We start from the raw sequence: 18,371 nt of genomic DNA, 5'->3' as shown, positions 1-18,371 counted from the left end.
GTAGTATTATTATAGCTTGTTTTAGTAGCCAAAATTTGAAATTTATACCAGCAAAATCATTTCTTTTTTATTTAAAAAATTGAAATTTAGGTTTGTTTTTAATAAATATCTAAATTTTTTTTAGAAAACGAATTAAATAGTTTGAGTCAAAAATAGGTCGCACGTACGAATATGGGATAGTAGATATAGACATTAGGGAAGTGAAATTTGTAAGTAAATGGCTAGTTAAAACTAAATACCTGGCATTTAAAACTTTAGTTGTCGTATAATTTCAAAATTTGTAAAAATATGTTAGCAATGGAATAAATACTTGTCCTTAAAATTTAGAAACTCCACTATTTACTGTGATCTTAATAAAAATTGATGAAATACATTAATTCTAAAAATTCAAATAAAAACGCAATATTTTAAGGTTTATTTAGGAAAAATACATAGGTTTGTGGTCATCATTATATGAAACTATCAAAAAATTATTTATGAGATTTAACCAATTTATTTTAGGCGTATTATTTATGATAATAGGACCTGCAGTTATGAATGCCCAAACCGTTAAAGGAATTGTGACGGATGAGAATGGGCAACCTTTGCCTTATTCTAATGTTGTGGATAAAGCGACATCCCTAGGTGTGACTACGGACGGTAATGGTAATTTTGAAATTAAGTTAAAAGGATTACCAGCTACCTTGACAGCAAAATATGTAGGATACCAAAACAAAAACATCGAGGTGACTAGTTTTGCTGCCGCTATTGTTTTTAAGTTAGACCCTAATAACAGTTTAGATGAGGTTGTTGTTACGGGAAACAGATCTAAAGTGCGTAGCGTATTAAATTCCGCTGTTCCGATCGATAAGCTGTATGCGGAAGATCTAAAATCGAGCGGGCAAGTTACGTTTGATAAAATGTTAGCCTATAAAATTCCTTCATTCAATTCCAGCAGTCAGGCTATTTCTGATGCGACAGCTCATTTTGACCCAGCAGATTTGCGTGGATTAGGACCCAGTCGTACGTTAGTTTTGGTAAACGGAAAAAGAAAAAATCAAAGTGCATTAGTGTATATTAATGATACTCCTGGAAAAGGTGAGGTAGGAACTGATATGAAAAGTATTCCTTTTTCAGCAATCGAAAGAGTTGAAGTGCTGCGAGATGGAGCCTCTTCTCAATATGGTTCTGATGCCATTGCAGGGGTAGTCAATATTATCCTTAAAAAGCAAACTAATTTTACGGAAGTAAGTCTTACTTCAGGAATTACTTCGCAAGGTGACGGTTTCAATTTTGGAGCTGATCTTAATTCAGGATTTAAAATTGCTGACAAAGGTTTTGTGAATTTTAATCTTTCTTATTTAGATCAAAAGAAAACGAATAGAGCAGGAAAACCAGGAAAAGATGATTTGTTTGGAGTAGCTGCAAATGATCCACAATGGGGAGACTGGTTAAGTAGAAATCCAGACTTGGGGATGACTATTGGTCAGCCAATTTCTAAAATGGGAGCTTTGGTGGTTAATGCTGAATATCCTATTTCTGACATTACAACGATTTACGCTTTTGGAGATGTAAATGTTAGAAAAGGAACGAGTTTTGCTTTGTATAGAGCACCTTACTGGGTTTCAGACCCTAACAATTTATTACACGATGCAGGTTCGACTTATAACGGTTTCCAACCTACATTCAACACGGATGTATTTGATAACCTTGGGTCTATTGGGATAAAATCAACTTTGTTTGGTTTTAATTCAGATTTCAGTTTAACAGCGGGTTCTAATAAAGTAGATTACACAGTGGGGAATTCATTGAATGTATCTTTAGGTGCTAACAGTCCTACTGAATTTAATACTGGTGGATATACTTTTAGTCAGTTGGTGGGTAATGCTGATTTTAGTAGAACTTTTGACAAAGTAACTTTTGGTTTCGGTACGGAATTAAGAAAAGAACAATTTGAAGCGAGAGCAGGTCAAGAGGAATCTTATGTAGGTGGAGGCGCACAGTCTTTTCCTGGATTACAACCGGCAAATGCATTAAAAAAAGACCGTAATAACGTAGGGGTTTATACAACCTTGGATTATGATATGACAGAGGCTTTCTTGATAGGAGGATCTTTACGATATGAGAACTATTCTGATTTTGGTGATAATTTTTCTTGGAAAGTGAATTCTCGTTACAAACTGAATAATGATATAACTGTGAGAGCTTCTTATAGCACAGGATTTAGAGCACCAGCATTACATCAGATTTATTTGAGTAATATTCAAACACTTGTATCTGGAGGTACGGTTTCTAATCAAGGGACTTTTAACAATGTGGATCCAGCAGTGATTGGATTAGGAGTTCCTAAATTACATGCTGAGAAGTCACAAAATGCATCAACAGGGATTACTTTTAGATCAGGTGCTAATTTTTCTGCTTCGGTTGATTTCTACCATATCAAAGTAAAAGACCGTGTTTTGTTTTCTGGAGAGGTTGGCTTTGATGGAGATAATGCCACAACTAACCCAGTTGAAGCGGTGTTAATTGCTAATGATATTACAAGTATGAAGTTTTTTATCAATGCAGTTAATACTAAAACCAAAGGTGTTGATGTTGTTTTGAATTATAAAAACCTTGCAATGGGGAACGGTAAATTAGGATTTACTTTGGCTTCAAATATTGCCAATACTAAAATTGATGGACAAATTGCAACACCAGCTATTTTGAAAGCTAACGGTTATGACATTTTCAACCGTAAAGAGCAAGGTAGAATTCTAAGTGCAAGACCTAATACAAAAGTATTGTTAGGGACTAATTATGATTTGAAAAAAGCTAGTGTAATTTTCAATAACACCTACTTTGGTGAAGTTTCCTGGCAACATGCTACAGACATCTCAAAAGATCAGACTTTTGCAGGAAAAGTGATTACTGACTTAGGAGTTGTTTATAAATTTACAAGTACAATATCTGCTAATGTGATGGTAAACAATTTATTCAATATTTATCCTGACACAATAGACACTAAAGGGGATGTAGTTACTGACTTGGGAGGTCGTTTTAAATATCCATGGGAAGTAAACCAATTTGGGTTTAATGGTACAACCTTTACAGCTGGACTAAACTTTAAGTTTTAAAAGGCAGCTAAAATACAATCATAAAAAAAAACGGGATTTATTCCCGTTTTTTTTATTCTTAATTTTAACTGATTGCTTCCGTATTGTTTATTTTAATAATTGAATGGGGTAGTACCATATTTTAGTTATAATGGTATGAGTTGAAATTGAAAATTAGAAAACTCAAAAAATTAAACCAGAATTTTTCTATTACAATGGGATCCCCTCAAGTAGTAAGATAAGTACATTTCATCTCGATGATATCAATACGCGACTTGGCAATACCGCATTGTGCAGCTTGTTGACAAAAAGTATAATAGTCGGTTTGACCGCTTTCATCAAGAACCAGAAATTCAATGAAGCGTTCTTTATTTGAAGTGGGAGCGATCAATAATTGATCGTATTTTTTATCAGTGATTACTTAATGATTAGTATATCCATAATAAGCGCTATGTCGGATATGAAAATTAGGGTCAAGATTAGACCAACGGAAAGATCATTCTTTTATAAATGAAGTCACTGTTATTGTGTTTTAAAATTATTCTTGACGGAACTTTCAGGAATATATTTTAACGAAAGCAGGTGAGTTTTAGAAAATCGAAAATACAAATAAAAACGGAATGTAATTATGGTACGCCTTGCTTTTCACGGCTTTTTTATGATAAACGACCAAAATTAAATAGGGTGTTTGTAGATTATTTTATCTCAAAAAATATTGTGGCGTGTGTTTTGCATATGAAAAAAAGATTGTCCAATTCCGGATAATAGAAATAACCTCATGTGTATGAAAAAAATAATTGTACTGTTGTTGCTAACGGGTGGTATGTATGCTCAAGAACAAGTGTTTAACGTGCAGCGCTATTGCATCGATGAGAAACCTTTTAGACAAGGAGAATGTAATATTGCAGGAAATGAATACTCTTTTGTGTTCTTGGATACTCAAAAGCGCGATGTGGTTTTCTTTCTGACGGCTACAAAAATGAAATATAAAATTGTAGACTCTGGGATTGTTTCTCAGGATAGAAATTACACCTTTTATACTTTAGAAAATGAAAACGAACAGGTAGAAATGAGGGTAAACCAGCAGCATACAAAAATTGAATTCCTCTATCCCAACAATCACATTTATTTGACGGTAGGGAAATCTACTAAGGCAGTGAATTAGAAATGGAACTCATAAGTGGGAGTTTATTATCCGCACGATCATGCTTTTACTATGAAACATGATGCGTGCGGTTTTTTTTAAATAGTTCTAAATAATTTAGGACTTTGAAAGTTCTTCCAATACTTTTTTCCCGTTTTCATTATTTGGATCCAGTTCTATGGATTTTTTATAGTTGATAATCGCCAGCTTTTTATCTCCGTTTTTTAAATAGGCTTCTCCTAAACTGTCATAGGCATTTCCTGATTTTGGAAACGCTTCTACATTTAGTTTAAAAACTTCTATCGCTTCTTTTACTTTTCCGGTTTGTAATAATTGATATCCTGCGCTGTTCATTTCATTTTCGTTGATAGCATAAGTATTTGAATTTTTATATTCTTTAAAATACTCGATTCCAGATGTGATTCCTTTTTCCAGAATTACGTCTACGAAAGCAACAGCCAATGATTTTTTAGGCAAACTATAAGGTTTATTGTAAAGGATATTTCTAATCGCTTTATTCATCTCGTTTAAGTTGGTACCGCCCGTATTATTTAATAAAACCACCAGATTTTTGTCAGATGGAATTTGAGAAAATAAAGTGTTAAATCCATTTATTCCACCACCATGTTCAATAACCGTTATGCTGTCATTTTTTTCTCCATTGAAAGCCTTGTTGATAAACCATCCGTAACCATAATGTCCAGGTCCTGCGGGGATATAGGAATTAAATAATAGTTCTTTATATTTTGTCGAAAGTAATTGTTCAGTGTAAAGTGCTTCATTCCATAGAAATAAATCGTCTACAGTGGAATACAAAGAACCAGCAGCGTAAGGGATTGACAAATCAAGGTAGCCGGCATTGCTGAAGTTTTTACCGTTTTTCTCATACCCGGAAGCTCTGTTTTTCAGAATCGTTTCATGGTGGTCAAATCCTGTATTATTCATTTTTAGTGGCGCAAGAATATTGTCTTGTAAACTCTGCTCATAGGTTTTGCCAGAAACTTTCTCTATAATGTATCCCAATAAAAAATAACCGGAATTGCTGTAGGCAAATTTTTCACCAGGTGTAAATTCCAGCGGTAAGTCAGCGAATTTTTTCACAAAAGCTTCTGGACTATACGGATTGATGCTTAAATCTTTCACGAAATTAGGAAACGAAGTGTAATTAGGAATTCCAGCGGTGTGCGTCAGTAAATGATGAATAGTAATTTTATCGCCCAATGTTTTAGGATAATCAGGAAGATAGGTTGAGATAGGCGCATCCAATTTTAATTTTCCCTGCTCGACTAATTGAACAATTAATACAGCGGTAAACTGTTTGGTAACAGAACCTAATCGGTGTTTAGTGTCTGGCTGATTCGGAATATTCCATTCCATGTTTGCCATTCCAAATCCCTTTTTATAAATAACTTTTCCAGCATCAGCGACAAGAATGGAGCCGTTAAATTGCCCGTATTCTGAATATAGATTCATCAATTTATCGATCTGTTCTACTTTGGTTTGCCCAAAGGAAACCGTTATTGTAATTAGCTGGATGAATAAAGCAATTAAGATTGTCTTTACTGTAAAATGCTTGGAACATTGTTTCATGATGATTGTTGGTTTTAGTGATTGATGTTTTTTATAATTTTATTCTCCTAATAATTTTTCAGTTTTTGTCAAAAAAGATTCAATTGATTCATTAATGTCTATGTCCATTCGGTCAGCAAGTACTGTGAGCCACCAAATACATTCACCTAATTTATGCTGCAGTTCAGGGTTTGTATCTCCTTTTGGCCAGCGACCTTGTTTTGACATGGTGTGACGTCCTACTAATCCCGCATCCGTAAGAAAAGCCAAAGCATCTTCTTCTACCGTCCACTCACTGCCGTGGTGCGTTTTTTCCAGTTGATGGTATTGTTCTCTGATTTTTAACGCCCTTTCTTTGATTTCTTTTAAATCTAAATTCTTCATTTGTTATTTATTTGGGTTAGTCGGTACATGAGCTTTTGAAAGAGTATTTGTAATTAAAAAAAATCTAAATTTTTCAGGTCACGAGCGAGACGCTAGCGCGAGCTGGGGAAAATTTAACGGTTTGTATGTTCGGCTAAACGAAAATAAGAATTAAAATTATGATAACGCAGTTTTGCAAATCCACATAATCGGATTTATGTTGTTTAAGTAACGGCAACAATAATAGTCAAATAATAATTTATACAGTGAAGAATAGTCAACAGCATAAGTTCTTTATTTTCCATATTATCAAATTCTGTTGAAGTTTCAATAGTATAGTCAAAGTTAAATTTATTCCATTTGAAATCAGTATCGACAGAAAGTATCTCGTTTTCTTCGGCATCAATAAGTATAAATTTATTACTGAGCAGTCCTTTCAATTTTAACAAATAATTTTTTTCATTTTCATTAAAGTTAGTTTTAATTACAATTCCTTTCCAACCCATTTTGAATTCTAATAGTGTTTTTTCTGCTTTTTTTAATTCAATTTTAGAATCCCAAAATCCTTTTGGTTCAAGTTGATAAATTGAATTGTCAGCCAACTTTATTTCTGCTTTAAACGAGTACCATTCTGTATAGTTTAATTCTCCAATTTTGGTATTTTCTATTGTCAAAATGAAACTTTTAGAGTCTGTTGAGTTTGCTTTATATTGTCTCATTTTTAGTTTTATTATGTAATTAGTTTCTATAATTCAGTTTTATTGACAAAATCCGTTTTAGAAGCTGTTAGTAGCCTTTATTGTTTCACTTTTGCTCTTTTTAAAAATTCAGGAATAGTTACGTTCATAAAAAAATTAATGTATTGTTCTGCAACATTATTTCCGCTTTTGATGAATAATAATCTGTCATTTTTGTATTTTTTAAGTTTATATTCTAAATAAAATTTAGGCATCAATTTTCTGAAGTTATCTCCTAATTCCATATTGAATTTTTCTGAATTTTTGTAAATCATCATTGGACTTTCAATATCGTCTTTTTCGGAATCTTTAAATATTCCGCGATGGGTATTTAAATTTCTAGCTTCAATAATATGCTCAAAACTTTTATGATAATATTCTATTACTTTTATTGACAATGATTCTTTAACTATTTCCGATTTTATTAAGTTTCCCCAAGTACATTTTTTTTCAGAATATCCAAGCTCATAAACTTCATTTGTCATTAATTTGAACAAATCTAAAAGTGTATTAGATTTGTGATAAAAAACTTCGGTATGATATTTAATATAATCTAAATGAGAAATTTCGTTTTCTTCATAAAACTTTTTTAATGGGAAACGACGAAGAAAAACTTCAATTTTTCTCAAATCTTCTTTGATTTCAGTTATTTTAGAATAAAAGCTAAAAACTTTATTAGCATATTTTCCTTCTTGACTAAGTAAATGATGATTGTTTTTGTTTAGGTTATATTCTGGATGATTGTCTATTTCCTTCATTGTTCGATGAACAATTTCAAAAAAATCTTTGAATAATTCGCCGTTAAATTCGGTTATTTCCATTCGGTCTTTTTTATAATGGCTACTAACTTGAATATACCCGCTACATACTAGCGCATATCCATCCAAAATCAGGTTGCTTGGCGCTACAAATAGCATTTTATCGTTTTGCTAATGTAATTAATTTATTACGAATTATTGATATTGAAATTCTTAACTTAATAGGATAATAACAAATAAACTTAGTAATCAGATTTCCTAGCCCCGATAGTAGCGGCATCCTTTATGTTCTTTCTTTAAGAACATAAAGATAGAGCGGAGAGCGGGAGAGAGCTCCTAAATTACAACTTCCGCCAGAATGACAAACCCGCTGAAATGTCATCTTGTCAGATTTTTTTACGCCAATTTTAACATAAACTGACATTTTATTAGTGGGTTTTGTATTGGCACAAAGATTGACTTATCGACCACGAGTAATATAATTGAATATACAATAAAATTAAATATATTAAAAATGGGTAAAATAATCGGAATTGATTTAGGTACGACCAACTCTTGTGTTTCTGTAATGGAAGGTAATGAAGCAGTTGTTATTCCTAATGCAGAAGGAAAAAGAACAACACCATCTATCATCGCTTTTGTTGAAGGTGGAGAGATCAAAGTAGGAGATCCTGCTAAAAGACAAGCGGTAACTAATCCAACTAAGACTATTGCTTCTATCAAACGTTTTATGGGACAAGGTTTTGGTGAAGTTTCGGCTGAAGCAAAAAGAGTTTCATACAAAATTGTAAAAGGGGACAACAATACACCACGTGTGGATATTGATGGTCGTTTATACTCTGCTCAAGAATTGTCAGCAATGACACTTCAAAAAATGAAAAAAACTGCTGAAGACTATTTAGGTCAAACAGTTACTGAAGCAGTTATTACTGTTCCTGCTTACTTTAATGATGCACAACGTCAAGCGACTAAAGAAGCTGGTGAAATTGCAGGTCTTAAAGTTATGCGTATCATCAATGAGCCTACTGCTGCTGCACTAGCTTACGGATTGGATAAAAAAGGAACTGATCAAAAAATTGCTGTTTACGATTTAGGTGGAGGTACATTTGATATTTCTGTTCTTGAATTAGGAGACGGAGTTTTTGAAGTATTGTCAACTAATGGAGATACTCACTTAGGTGGAGATGATTTTGACCACCAAATTATTGACTGGTTAGCAGATGCATTTTTAGCTGAAGAAGGTATTGATTTACGTTTAGATCCAATGTCATTGCAACGTTTGAAAGAAGCTGCTGAGAAAGCAAAAATTGAATTGTCTTCTTCTGCAGAAACTGAAATCAACTTGCCATACGTTACGGCTACTGCTTCAGGACCTAAACACTTAGTGAAAAAATTATCTCGTTCTCAATTTGAAAAATTAACTGACGATTTAGTAAAACGTTCTATGGCACCAGTTGCAAGAGCTTTGAAAGATGCAGGTTTAACTGTTTCTGATATTGATGAAGTTATCCTAGTAGGAGGTTCTACTCGTATGCCAAGAATTGCTGACGAAGTAGAAAAATTCTTTGGTAAAAAAGCGTCTAAAGGAGTTAACCCTGATGAGGTTGTTGCTATTGGAGCAGCTATTCAAGGTGGAGTTCTTTCTGGAGATGTAAAAGATGTATTGTTATTAGACGTTACACCTTTATCTTTAGGTATCGAAACTATGGGTGGAGTTATGACTACATTAATTGAGTCTAACACAACTATTCCAACTAAAAAATCTCAAGTTTTCTCAACTGCTGCTGATTCTCAACCAACTGTTGAACTACACGTTCTTCAAGGAGCTAGAGCAATGGCTGCTGATAACAAAACTATTGGTCGTTTCAACTTAGATGGTATTCCACCAGCACCAAGAGGAGTTCCTCAAATTGAAGTAACTTTTGATATTGATGCTAATGGTATCATCAAAGTTTCGGCAACTGACAAAGGAACTGGAAAATCTCACGATATCCGTATTGAAGCTTCTTCTGGATTAACTTCTGAAGAAATCGAAAGAATGAAACAAGATGCTGAAGCTAACGCTGAGTCTGACAAAGTTTTAAGAGCTAAAGCAGAGAAAATTAATGAGGCTGACTCAATGATTTTCCAAACTGAAACTCAATTGAAAGAACTTGGAGCTAAATTAGCTGATGATCATAAAGTTGCTGTAGAATATGCATTAACTGAATTGAGAATGGCTCACCAATCTCAAGATGTTCCTGCAATTCAAACGGCGCTGGATAACATCAATGCTGCTTGGAAAACTGCTACTGAAGCAATGTACGCTCAAGGAGAACAAGGTCAAGGTGAAGCACAACCTCAAGGGGATGCTGCTCAAGGAGACAATGTTGAAGACGTTGAATTTGAAGAAGTAAAATAATAAATTCTTGTAACAATGCACTGTGGTGCATCGCTACTATTGGTTTAAAAAACCGTTCACCATTGGTGAACGGTTTTTTTTATGTTTCTATTTTTTAGTTTGTTTTGTGCCAAACATGTTAGTAATCACTAGCGCATGCGGAAAGGTTATGGCTGCCAAAAAGGAGAAAAACAAAGCGTTAAAAAGTTGTTTCTCTTTGCACATATAATAGATTAGTGTAATTCCTACTATAGATATCAACCAATAAATCCCTGCGGTCTTGCAATAGGCGATAAAATATTTTATTGAAAATGAACCATTTAAAAACTTAATCTGGTCAATTATAGAAGGGATACTGTGCCATAAAACAAAATAAATAGCAAATCCCCAAATCAGACTGGAAGACTTAAAAAGGATTGCAAAGAGAACTAAATAAAAGAATTCTAAAAGCAGTTTTATTCTAATTTTTTCTGATTTCCAATACAAATAGGCACTTAAACCAATAAAAGCAGCTGATGAAATTTGTAAAAGCAAATCAAAGTATAGACTTGGTAAATTGATATTTGCGATCTTTAAAATGATACTTTGTACTTCACTGGAGTGAAAAACAAAAAGTAATTGTAAGATAATGAATCCGTATAAAAACTGAAATGCCATTTGGAGCCATTTCGGATAGGCGTCCAATAATTCTTGCCATTGCTGTTCTCCAAAATGATATGCGCTTATGAGTATGAATAATAGTAGCGCCACTTGAGGAATTATATAAAACAACAATGCGCCTATTAAAACGACTACGACATAATATCCTAGTATTTTAAACCAGGAATTGGACTGTTTTGTGGTTTTAATATTTTTAATTAAAAGTAAATCGTTTGCACCATGTAATATTCCAAAGGTAAAAATTAAGAAGAAGCCCAACATTATTTGGATTTTTGTCGAGAGAAAGGAATCCATCCAAAGTCCGAAAAAGCTTGCTACTATTACAATATTTGAATAATTTTTCATGAATTTTAATTATTGTTTAAAATTAGTTAAAAAATATTAAACAAAAATGATTTTTTATTGTTTAACTTTTAATATATTTGGTTAAACAAAAAAACTATTAAAATTATTTATTTATGACAAATTTTATGTTTATTTCAGGATTAGTCGGAAAATTATCCCCAACCGATTACGTAGGGTTTACTTTCTTTGTAGGCTGTATGGCTATGATGGCCGCTTCAGCATTTTTCTTTTTATCCTTGAGCCAGTTTGATAAAAAGTGGCGTACTTCAGTTTTAGTATCCGGTTTAATTACCTTTATTGCTGCAGTACATTATTTCTACATGAGAGATTATTGGGCATCATTTGGTGAATCGCCTACCTTCTTTCGTTATGTAGACTGGGTACTTACAGTGCCATTGATGTGTTTAGAGTTTTATCTGATACTTAAAGTAGCAGGAGCAAAGCAATCGTTGCTTTGGAAAATGATTGTTTATTCGATAGTAATGTTAGTTACAGGTTATTTCGGAGAAGTTGTATTTACTGATAGTGCTGCACTATGGGGATTCATTTCCGGAGTTGCTTATTTTGCTATTGTATATGAAATTTGGTTGGGAGAAGCTTCAAAATTAGCTGCTGCAGCTGGAGGAGAAATTCAAAAAGCACACAAGATTTTATGTTGGTTTGTACTTGTTGGATGGTCCATCTATCCATTAGGATACATGATGGGAACCACAGGATGGTACAACGGATTAATTCCTTCCGGTAATATTGATGTGGTGTACAACATTGCTGATGCAATTAATAAAATTGGATTTGGTTTAGTAATCTATAGTTTAGCAGTAAAATCCCAAAAAGATTAATTCCTTTTTTTATTTTTTTAATATTTGATTGGAAAACCGGACTAGCGATAGACCGGTTTTTTTTGTCACTTAATGAAATTAAACACCCGACCTGTTTTTGAAGCAAGTCGGGTGTTTTAATTCTATTATTATTTATCACTTAGAGATCACATTAGTGCGTCGTCTATATAACGTTGGTCTGTATGACATGCTTCTTTTCAATGAGCGTTTAAAAACGTCATAAGAACCACGAAATGCGTTAGTACATTTCGCATATTCCTACGATGAAATAACATTCATTACAAAGCAAAAAAAAAGGGAAAATGTGGTTAAACATTTTCCCTTTTTAATTCATTATTTAGGATCTAAAGCTTCTCCTATTCTAGAAATTAAATCTTGTAAGTGATATCTACTCATTCGATCAGTCATTCTCGATGAGGCTAATTTCATCTCGTTTTTCAAACTATTCAATTGACCTCTTGCAATAGAAGGTAAATCAGTTTGAGCAAGATTTACTCTTCTTGTTGTGAAACCGTAAGTAACTCCGACAGGAACCGCTCTTACCATGGCTGTACCTGGTTTAAGTAATTCAATCATTTTGTCAACATATAATTTTTGAATGTTTCTGCGATATACATCAATTGAACCACTTCCTTTCAATTCAGAAAAGATTCCATTTTTTAGGTCGCTTATTAATTCATCAACAGTATAGTTACTTTTACTCATAGAAGAAGTTTCTATAAGGCGAACCATTCTGTCTCCAGCTAATAAACTTGATAAGGTAGCATCTTGCATTCCTTTGATTGCTTCAACACCACTTTCTGGGTTTATTTTCGAAAGTATATTTTGATCCAATAACCAATTTGGTGTTGAGAATAATTGAGTGTTCAAGAATAAAACAGCATCTTTTTGGATAGCTTTTGGAACTACTTCAAATTGATTTCCTGTCATGTCATACGTTTTTGGAGAATCATAGATTCCACCTACGTTTTTAGTAACATGTCCCATATATCTTCTGAATTGTCCAGTAAGTGCGCCGTAAAGTTCGTCTAGTTCAGCATAGCTTTCTCCATTTTCTTTAGTCCACTCTAATAAATTAGGTAAAATTCTTTTTAAGTTTTTGATTCCGTACTCAGAAGCTCTCATGGCATTATCTCCAATATCCTCTGTTTGGTATCTTGGATCATAAGGGCTAGATTCTGTACCAAACCATAAACGGTTGTTTTTGTAAGCTTCTTTAGTCATTTCATTCAACTTCGCTTTTTCCTCAGTTTCAGTTTTAGCTCCGTCAAAATAGGAATAACCCCATTTAATAGCCCATTTGTCATAATCCCCAATTCTAGGAAATAAGGAAGTAACGCCATCTTCTGGCTGTGCTACATAATTAAAACGAGCATAATCCATGATTGAACTAGTATGGCCGTTTTTATCTTGGTATGCTTTATCTCTTAGTTTTTCAACCGGAGTTGCAGAGCTTGCTCCCATGTTATGACGCAATCCTAAAGTATGTCCTACTTCATGAGAAGATACAAAACGGATTAATTCTCCCATTAATTTATCATCAAACTTTTTTGTTCTTGCCGCAGGATCTACAGCTGCAGTTTGAATCAAGTACCAGTTTCTTAAAAGACTCATGATATTGTGGTACCAACCGATGTGGCTTTCCAAAATTTCACCACTTCTAGGATCATGAACATTAGGTCCGTATGCGTTTTGAATTTCAGCCGCAAAATATCGTAATACTGAAAAACGGGCATCTTCCAAGCTCATTGTTGGATCATTTTCTGGCCAATATTCGCCACGAATTGCATTTTTCCATCCTGCAGCTTCAAAGGCAATTTGCCAATCATCAATACCTTGTTTGATGAATTTTTTCCATTTGTCAGGTGTAGCTGGATCAATGTAGTATACAATTGGTTTTAGTGGCTCAATTAATTCACCTTTTTTTTGCTTTGCAGCATCTTCGGCAGATTTTGGCTCTAAGCGCCATCTTACAGCAAAAGTTTTAGTGTCTGATTTTTGAGATTCTTCTTCAAAAACTCCGTATTCGTTTGCAAAATATCCTACACGTGCGTCAAATTCTCTTTTGCGCATAGGTGTTTTTGGCAATAAAATCATAGAAGTATTCATCTCAACCGTGATTACTCCAGCATCTAATGCAGAGGGTAAATTAACTCCAATTTGTGGTGTTGGAGTAATTGAAATACGAGGCGGAGTAGTTGTAAATGTTTTTACAGTTCTAATCTCAGTATTTATTGGATAACTGCTTATTTTTGAGATGAATGATTTATCCTTTTGAAAAGCTACAATGTTTAACAATTGTTTTTTAATTGGATCTAATGAAAAAGTCTGAATATCACCATCGAAAGTGCTCGTTAAGTCGATCACATATCCAGCATTATTTTTACCTGTTGAATCTTTTTTGAATGCCAAGATATCATAGTTTCCAATAATTGGATCCGAAGTTGAATTTTTAACAGCTTGAGCCATTGGTTTATCATCGTCCGGAGACATAATAACGTAGGTAACTGATCTAAGAAGAATGTTATTATTCAGCCCTTTTTCCCAACGAACTACTTGTCTGTTGATTTCTTCTCCACCAAAAATTCCTCCTCCAGCAGGAGTTTTAGAATATCTGGTGATTGTCATTATTTCACTTCCTAAAAGGGAATCTGGAATTTCAAAAAGATACTTGTCATTAATTTTATGGATATCAATTAATCCTTTTTGTGTTACTGCGGTTGAGTCAATAACTTTTTTGTACGGTTTTGGTTCTTTTTTACCGTCTTTGGATTCTGGTGCTTTAGCTTCTACTTTAGCAGGGGCATTTTTGTCTGCTCTTTTCTTTTTTTTGCTTTGTGCAAATGTGCCTTGTGCAAAACAAAATAACAGACAGGTAATGATTAGGGTTAGTTTTTTTTTCACCATTTAATTAATGTATTTAATAAAGTTTATAATTGGTTATGGTCAATAAGTCGTGTTTTATTGTGTTTTGTTACGACATAAGCTCAAATTTATTGATATATTTTTTATAAAAAGGCTATTTCGAGGTACTATTTTGAATAATTAACAATATTTAACAATCGTTGATTAAAGGCTTTTTCTATAGCGGAATATGATTTTTCTCATGAAAGGAATAAATATTTCGAGTTACTTTTGTCGTTTTAAATACTAAATTAAACCCGTTTTTTTCATTTTTAAGAATGTCAAAAGTATCAAGAAACGATTTTTTTGTAAAAGTTTTTTGTAATATTACTACGTAAATCAGTTGGCATGAGAAAAATTAAGTACAAGAAAGGAAAGAAAATGCAACCCTATAATTTAGAATATACGGGAATTCATAAAAGTAAGGAATCAGAACTGCAGTTGTTTGTTTATGATGACTTGAATCTTACCGAATATGAGGATTTTAAGGTTTCGGATTTAGATAAATATATTGATGAGCAAAAAACAAATTGGATTAATATACATGGTTTAAATAATGTAGAGTGGTTAAAATCAATTGGAGATTATTTTGAAATCGATAATTTTATGTTGGCCGATATTTTGAACACCTCCCGAAGAACTAAACTGGAAGAGTCTCATGACTTTCTGTTTTTTAACATAAAATCACTTTTGCCTTCGGAACATTCGGATAATATAAGTGTGGAACAAATTAGTTTTTTGTTAAAAGATGGGATTTTAATTTCTTTTCAGGAAAAGCGAAGTGACTTTTTTACCCATATTCGAGAGCGCATCCGAACGCATTCAGGAATTGTCAGAACTAAGAAAGCGGATTATCTGTTGTACATCCTTTTGGATGCAATTATGGAAAATTTCTATATCACTTTAGAAAACGAAGAAGATAATATAGAAGAACTCATTAATCTCACTAAGGGAAGTGTTGACCCCATAATTTTAGAAAAAATAGAGAAACACCGCGATAATTTAAATTTCTTAAAACGATCCATTATTCCATTACGAGATTCGTTGTATGATATAAAAAGCATAAAAGACGATACTATATTTAATGCTATGGAAGCAGATACTTTCAGCTTTTTTGCTCGATTGCATCAAAAGAGTTTAGAACTTTTAGAACAAATTGAATCCGATATGAGTTCTTTGGAAAGTGCATCTAATTTCTTTTTTTCGGCACAAACACATAAGATGAATGAAATTATGAAAACGCTGACCATCGTATCGGCAATATTTATTCCGCTTACTTTTATTGTGGGTGTTTATGGAATGAATTTTGAATACATGCCGGAACTCAAACGTCATTATGGCTATCATACTGTTATTGGAGCCATGTTTTTGATAGTGATTGGAATGATAATTTATTTTAAAAAACGCCGTTGGTTCTAGAAATTAAAAAAGAATACATTCAATTGATTTGGAATTAAATTTAAAAATAAAAAAATGAACAAGGCCATATACATTGCAACAAGCGAGCAAAATAGTGGAAAGTCGATTATTACGTTGGGATTGATGAGCATGCTTATTGGCAAAATGGCCAAAGTAGGTTATTTTAGACCCATTGTTGAAGATTTTGAAGAAGGAGGATTTGATAATCATATTGAAACCGTGATTGGTCATTTTGGAATGGATATTGAATTTGAAGATGCGTATGCCATTACAAAAAGTAAATTAATCAAAAAGAAGAACAAGGGAAAAATAGGGGAGGTTCTCGATTTGATTATTGAAAAATACAAGAAATTAGAAGAACGTTTCGATTTTGTTTTGGTTGAAGGAACTAGTTTTACAGGAGAAGGAACTGTTATCGAATTAGATATGAATGTTCTGATTGCTAAGAATCTGGGAATCCCAACGATTATTGTTGGCTCTGGAGTGGGGAAAACATTAGAGGAATTAATAGATAGTCTTTATTTAGCATACGATTCATTCAAAGTCAAAGACGTCGAAGTTTTGGCCGTAATCGCCAATAAAGTGCAACCTGAGAATATAGAATTAGTAACTAACGGTTTAAAGAAAAGCTTGCCCAAAAGCATATTAGTGAATTCAATTCCTTTGATTCATAATCTAAATAATCCAACGGTACAGGAAATTGTAAATGAGTTAGATGCTAAAGTTTTATTTGGCTCGGCTCACTTGAACAATCAAACCGGAAATTTTAGTGTGGGTGCCATGCAATTGTGTAATTATTTATTGCATTTGAAAGAAAACAGTTTGGTAATAACACCCGGAGACCGCGCCGATATTATTCTTGGCGCGCTTCAGGCTAATGAATCCGTAAATTACCCTACAATATCAGGAATAGTTTTGACGGGTAACATTTTGCCCGAAATCAGTATTTTGAAATTGATAGAAGGACTTTCGACCATTGTTCCGATTATTGCTGTGGAAGAAGGGACTTATTTTATCACCAATAAAATAGGATCTATAAAATCTAAAATTTACGCGAATAACAAGCAGAAGATTGAAATTTCGATTACTACTTTCGAAAAATATGTAGACTTAGATAACTTGGCCGAGAAACTGATTACTTTTGAAGCTGAAGGAATGACGCCAAAAATGTTTCAATATAATTTGGTTAAAAGAGCCAGAAAACACAGGAAACATATTGTATTGCCAGAAGGAAATGACGATAGAATTATCATGGCAGCTTCACGCTTATTAGAAATGGATGTCGTAGATATTTCAATTATTGGTAACAAGAAACAAATAGAAAGTAAAGTTGCGGAATTAGGGTTGTTTTTTGATTTTTCCAAAGTACAAATCATTAATCCGATAGATTCGGAACATTATGATGATTACGTAAATACCTACTATGAGTTGCGAAAAGCAAAAAACGTAACCATAGGAATGGCTAAGGATTTAATGGAAGATGTTTCATATTTTGGAACGATGATGGTGTACAAAGGTCACGCTGACGGAATGGTTTCCGGAGCGGCTCATACTACACAACATACTATTTTACCAGCATTACAATTCATTAAAACAAAACCTAATTCATCTGTAGTTTCTTCTATATTTTTCATGTGTTTAGAAGATAGGGTTTCTGTTTTTGGAGATTGTGCCATTAATCCAAATCCTACTGCGGAACAACTGGCAGAAATTGCCATTTCCTCTGCGGATTCCAGTTTGGCTTTTGGTATTGAACCAAAAATTGCCATGCTTTCGTATTCATCTGGTTCTTCCGGAAAAGGAGATGAAGTGGATAAAGTTAGAACTGCAACTGAAATAGTGAGAAAAAAACGCCCCGATTTAAAAATCGAAGGCCCTATTCAATATGATGCTGCGGTTGATATGGCTGTTGGAAAAAGTAAATTGCCAAATTCAGAAGTGGCAGGACAAGCTAGCGTTTTGATTTTTCCAGATTTAAATACAGGAAATAATACCTACAAGGCAGTGCAAAGGGAAACAGGAGCTCTTGCAATAGGTCCGATGTTACAAGGATTGAACAAACCGGTTAATGATTTAAGCCGCGGTTGTACTGTTGATGATATTATAAACACAGTCGTGATTACGGCGATTCAAGCACAAGGATTGTAGCTTTTTAATTTAAAGATTGAAATATTTAATG

Annotated in this window: 13 protein-coding genes; 6 read left to right on the top strand and 7 right to left on the bottom strand. The window is 33.4% G+C overall.

Features of this window, described 5'->3' with window-relative positions; genetic code table 11:
* Positions 1-476 precede the first annotated feature (476 nt).
* The gene (locus tag ACXX80_RS15460; RefSeq protein WP_458554022.1) at positions 477-3,095 is read left to right on the top strand and encodes a TonB-dependent receptor; all 2,619 of its coding nucleotides are present in this window, start codon (positions 477-479) and stop codon (positions 3,093-3,095) included.
* A gap of 205 nt (positions 3,096-3,300) precedes the next feature.
* On the opposite strand, the gene ACXX80_RS15455 is transcribed toward ACXX80_RS15460, so the two are convergent.
* Complete coding sequence (locus tag ACXX80_RS15455; protein WP_458554109.1) at positions 3,301-3,492, bottom strand: DUF1398 family protein; 192 nt, start codon at positions 3,490-3,492, stop codon at positions 3,301-3,303.
* A gap of 366 nt (positions 3,493-3,858) precedes the next feature.
* Here ACXX80_RS15455 and ACXX80_RS15450 point away from each other — a divergent pair, with 366 nt between their 5' ends.
* A complete protein-coding gene (locus ACXX80_RS15450; protein WP_458554021.1) occupies positions 3,859-4,239 on the top strand; it encodes a hypothetical protein in 381 nt (126 codons plus the stop codon).
* Positions 4,240-4,335: 96 nt separating this feature from the next.
* Here the strand turns inward: ACXX80_RS15450 and ACXX80_RS15445 are convergent, their stop codons facing one another.
* The 4 genes from ACXX80_RS15445 to ACXX80_RS15430 all read right to left on the bottom strand — a co-directional run bounded on the left by ACXX80_RS15445 (position 4,336) and on the right by ACXX80_RS15430 (position 7,708).
* Positions 4,336-5,808, bottom strand: coding sequence for a serine hydrolase (locus ACXX80_RS15445; RefSeq protein ID WP_458554020.1), 1,473 nt, complete (start codon positions 5,806-5,808; stop codon positions 4,336-4,338).
* A gap of 39 nt (positions 5,809-5,847) precedes the next feature.
* On the bottom strand, positions 5,848-6,171 hold the full coding sequence (locus ACXX80_RS15440) for a nucleoside triphosphate pyrophosphohydrolase family protein (protein WP_458554019.1): 324 nt from the start codon (positions 6,169-6,171) through the stop codon (positions 5,848-5,850).
* Positions 6,172-6,374: 203 nt separating this feature from the next.
* Positions 6,375-6,869, bottom strand: coding sequence for a hypothetical protein (locus tag ACXX80_RS15435; protein ID WP_458554018.1), 495 nt, complete (start codon positions 6,867-6,869; stop codon positions 6,375-6,377).
* A 77-nt stretch (positions 6,870-6,946) separates the two neighbouring features.
* A complete protein-coding gene (locus ACXX80_RS15430) occupies positions 6,947-7,708 on the bottom strand; it encodes a Cthe_2314 family HEPN domain-containing protein (protein ID WP_458554017.1) in 762 nt (253 codons plus the stop codon).
* A gap of 451 nt (positions 7,709-8,159) precedes the next feature.
* Here ACXX80_RS15430 and dnaK point away from each other — a divergent pair, with 451 nt between their 5' ends.
* Positions 8,160-10,046, top strand: coding sequence for a molecular chaperone DnaK (dnaK, locus tag ACXX80_RS15425; protein WP_417951362.1), 1,887 nt, complete (start codon positions 8,160-8,162; stop codon positions 10,044-10,046).
* Positions 10,047-10,133: 87 nt separating this feature from the next.
* On the opposite strand, the gene ACXX80_RS15420 is transcribed toward dnaK, so the two are convergent.
* On the bottom strand, positions 10,134-11,030 hold the full coding sequence (locus tag ACXX80_RS15420; protein WP_458554016.1) for a Brp/Blh family beta-carotene 15,15'-dioxygenase: 897 nt from the start codon (positions 11,028-11,030) through the stop codon (positions 10,134-10,136).
* A gap of 113 nt (positions 11,031-11,143) precedes the next feature.
* On the opposite strand from ACXX80_RS15420, the gene ACXX80_RS15415 reads away from it, so the two are divergent.
* Positions 11,144-11,869, top strand: coding sequence for a bacteriorhodopsin-like (locus ACXX80_RS15415; RefSeq protein ID WP_417992149.1), 726 nt, complete (start codon positions 11,144-11,146; stop codon positions 11,867-11,869).
* 333 nt (positions 11,870-12,202) lie between these two features.
* On the opposite strand, the gene ACXX80_RS15410 is transcribed toward ACXX80_RS15415, so the two are convergent.
* Positions 12,203-14,776 carry a zinc-dependent metalloprotease gene (locus tag ACXX80_RS15410; RefSeq protein ID WP_458554015.1) on the bottom strand — a complete coding sequence of 858 codons (2,574 nt, stop codon included), beginning with the start codon at positions 14,774-14,776 and terminating at the stop codon, positions 12,203-12,205.
* A 345-nt stretch (positions 14,777-15,121) separates the two neighbouring features.
* Between ACXX80_RS15410 and corA the strand changes: the two genes are divergently transcribed.
* Positions 15,122-16,192 carry a magnesium/cobalt transporter CorA gene (gene corA, locus ACXX80_RS15405; protein ID WP_458554014.1) on the top strand — a complete coding sequence of 357 codons (1,071 nt, stop codon included), beginning with the start codon at positions 15,122-15,124 and terminating at the stop codon, positions 16,190-16,192.
* Between the two features lie 54 nt (positions 16,193-16,246).
* Positions 16,247-18,340, top strand: a complete 2,094-nt coding sequence (gene pta, locus ACXX80_RS15400; protein ID WP_458554013.1) for a phosphate acetyltransferase — start codon at positions 16,247-16,249, stop codon at positions 18,338-18,340.
* Positions 18,341-18,371 lie beyond the last annotated feature (31 nt).

The organism is Flavobacterium sp. GNP002, assembly GCF_054343795.1.
The sequence above is the reverse complement of the archived record's forward strand: the minus strand, read 5'-3'. Positions and strand labels throughout refer to the sequence as shown.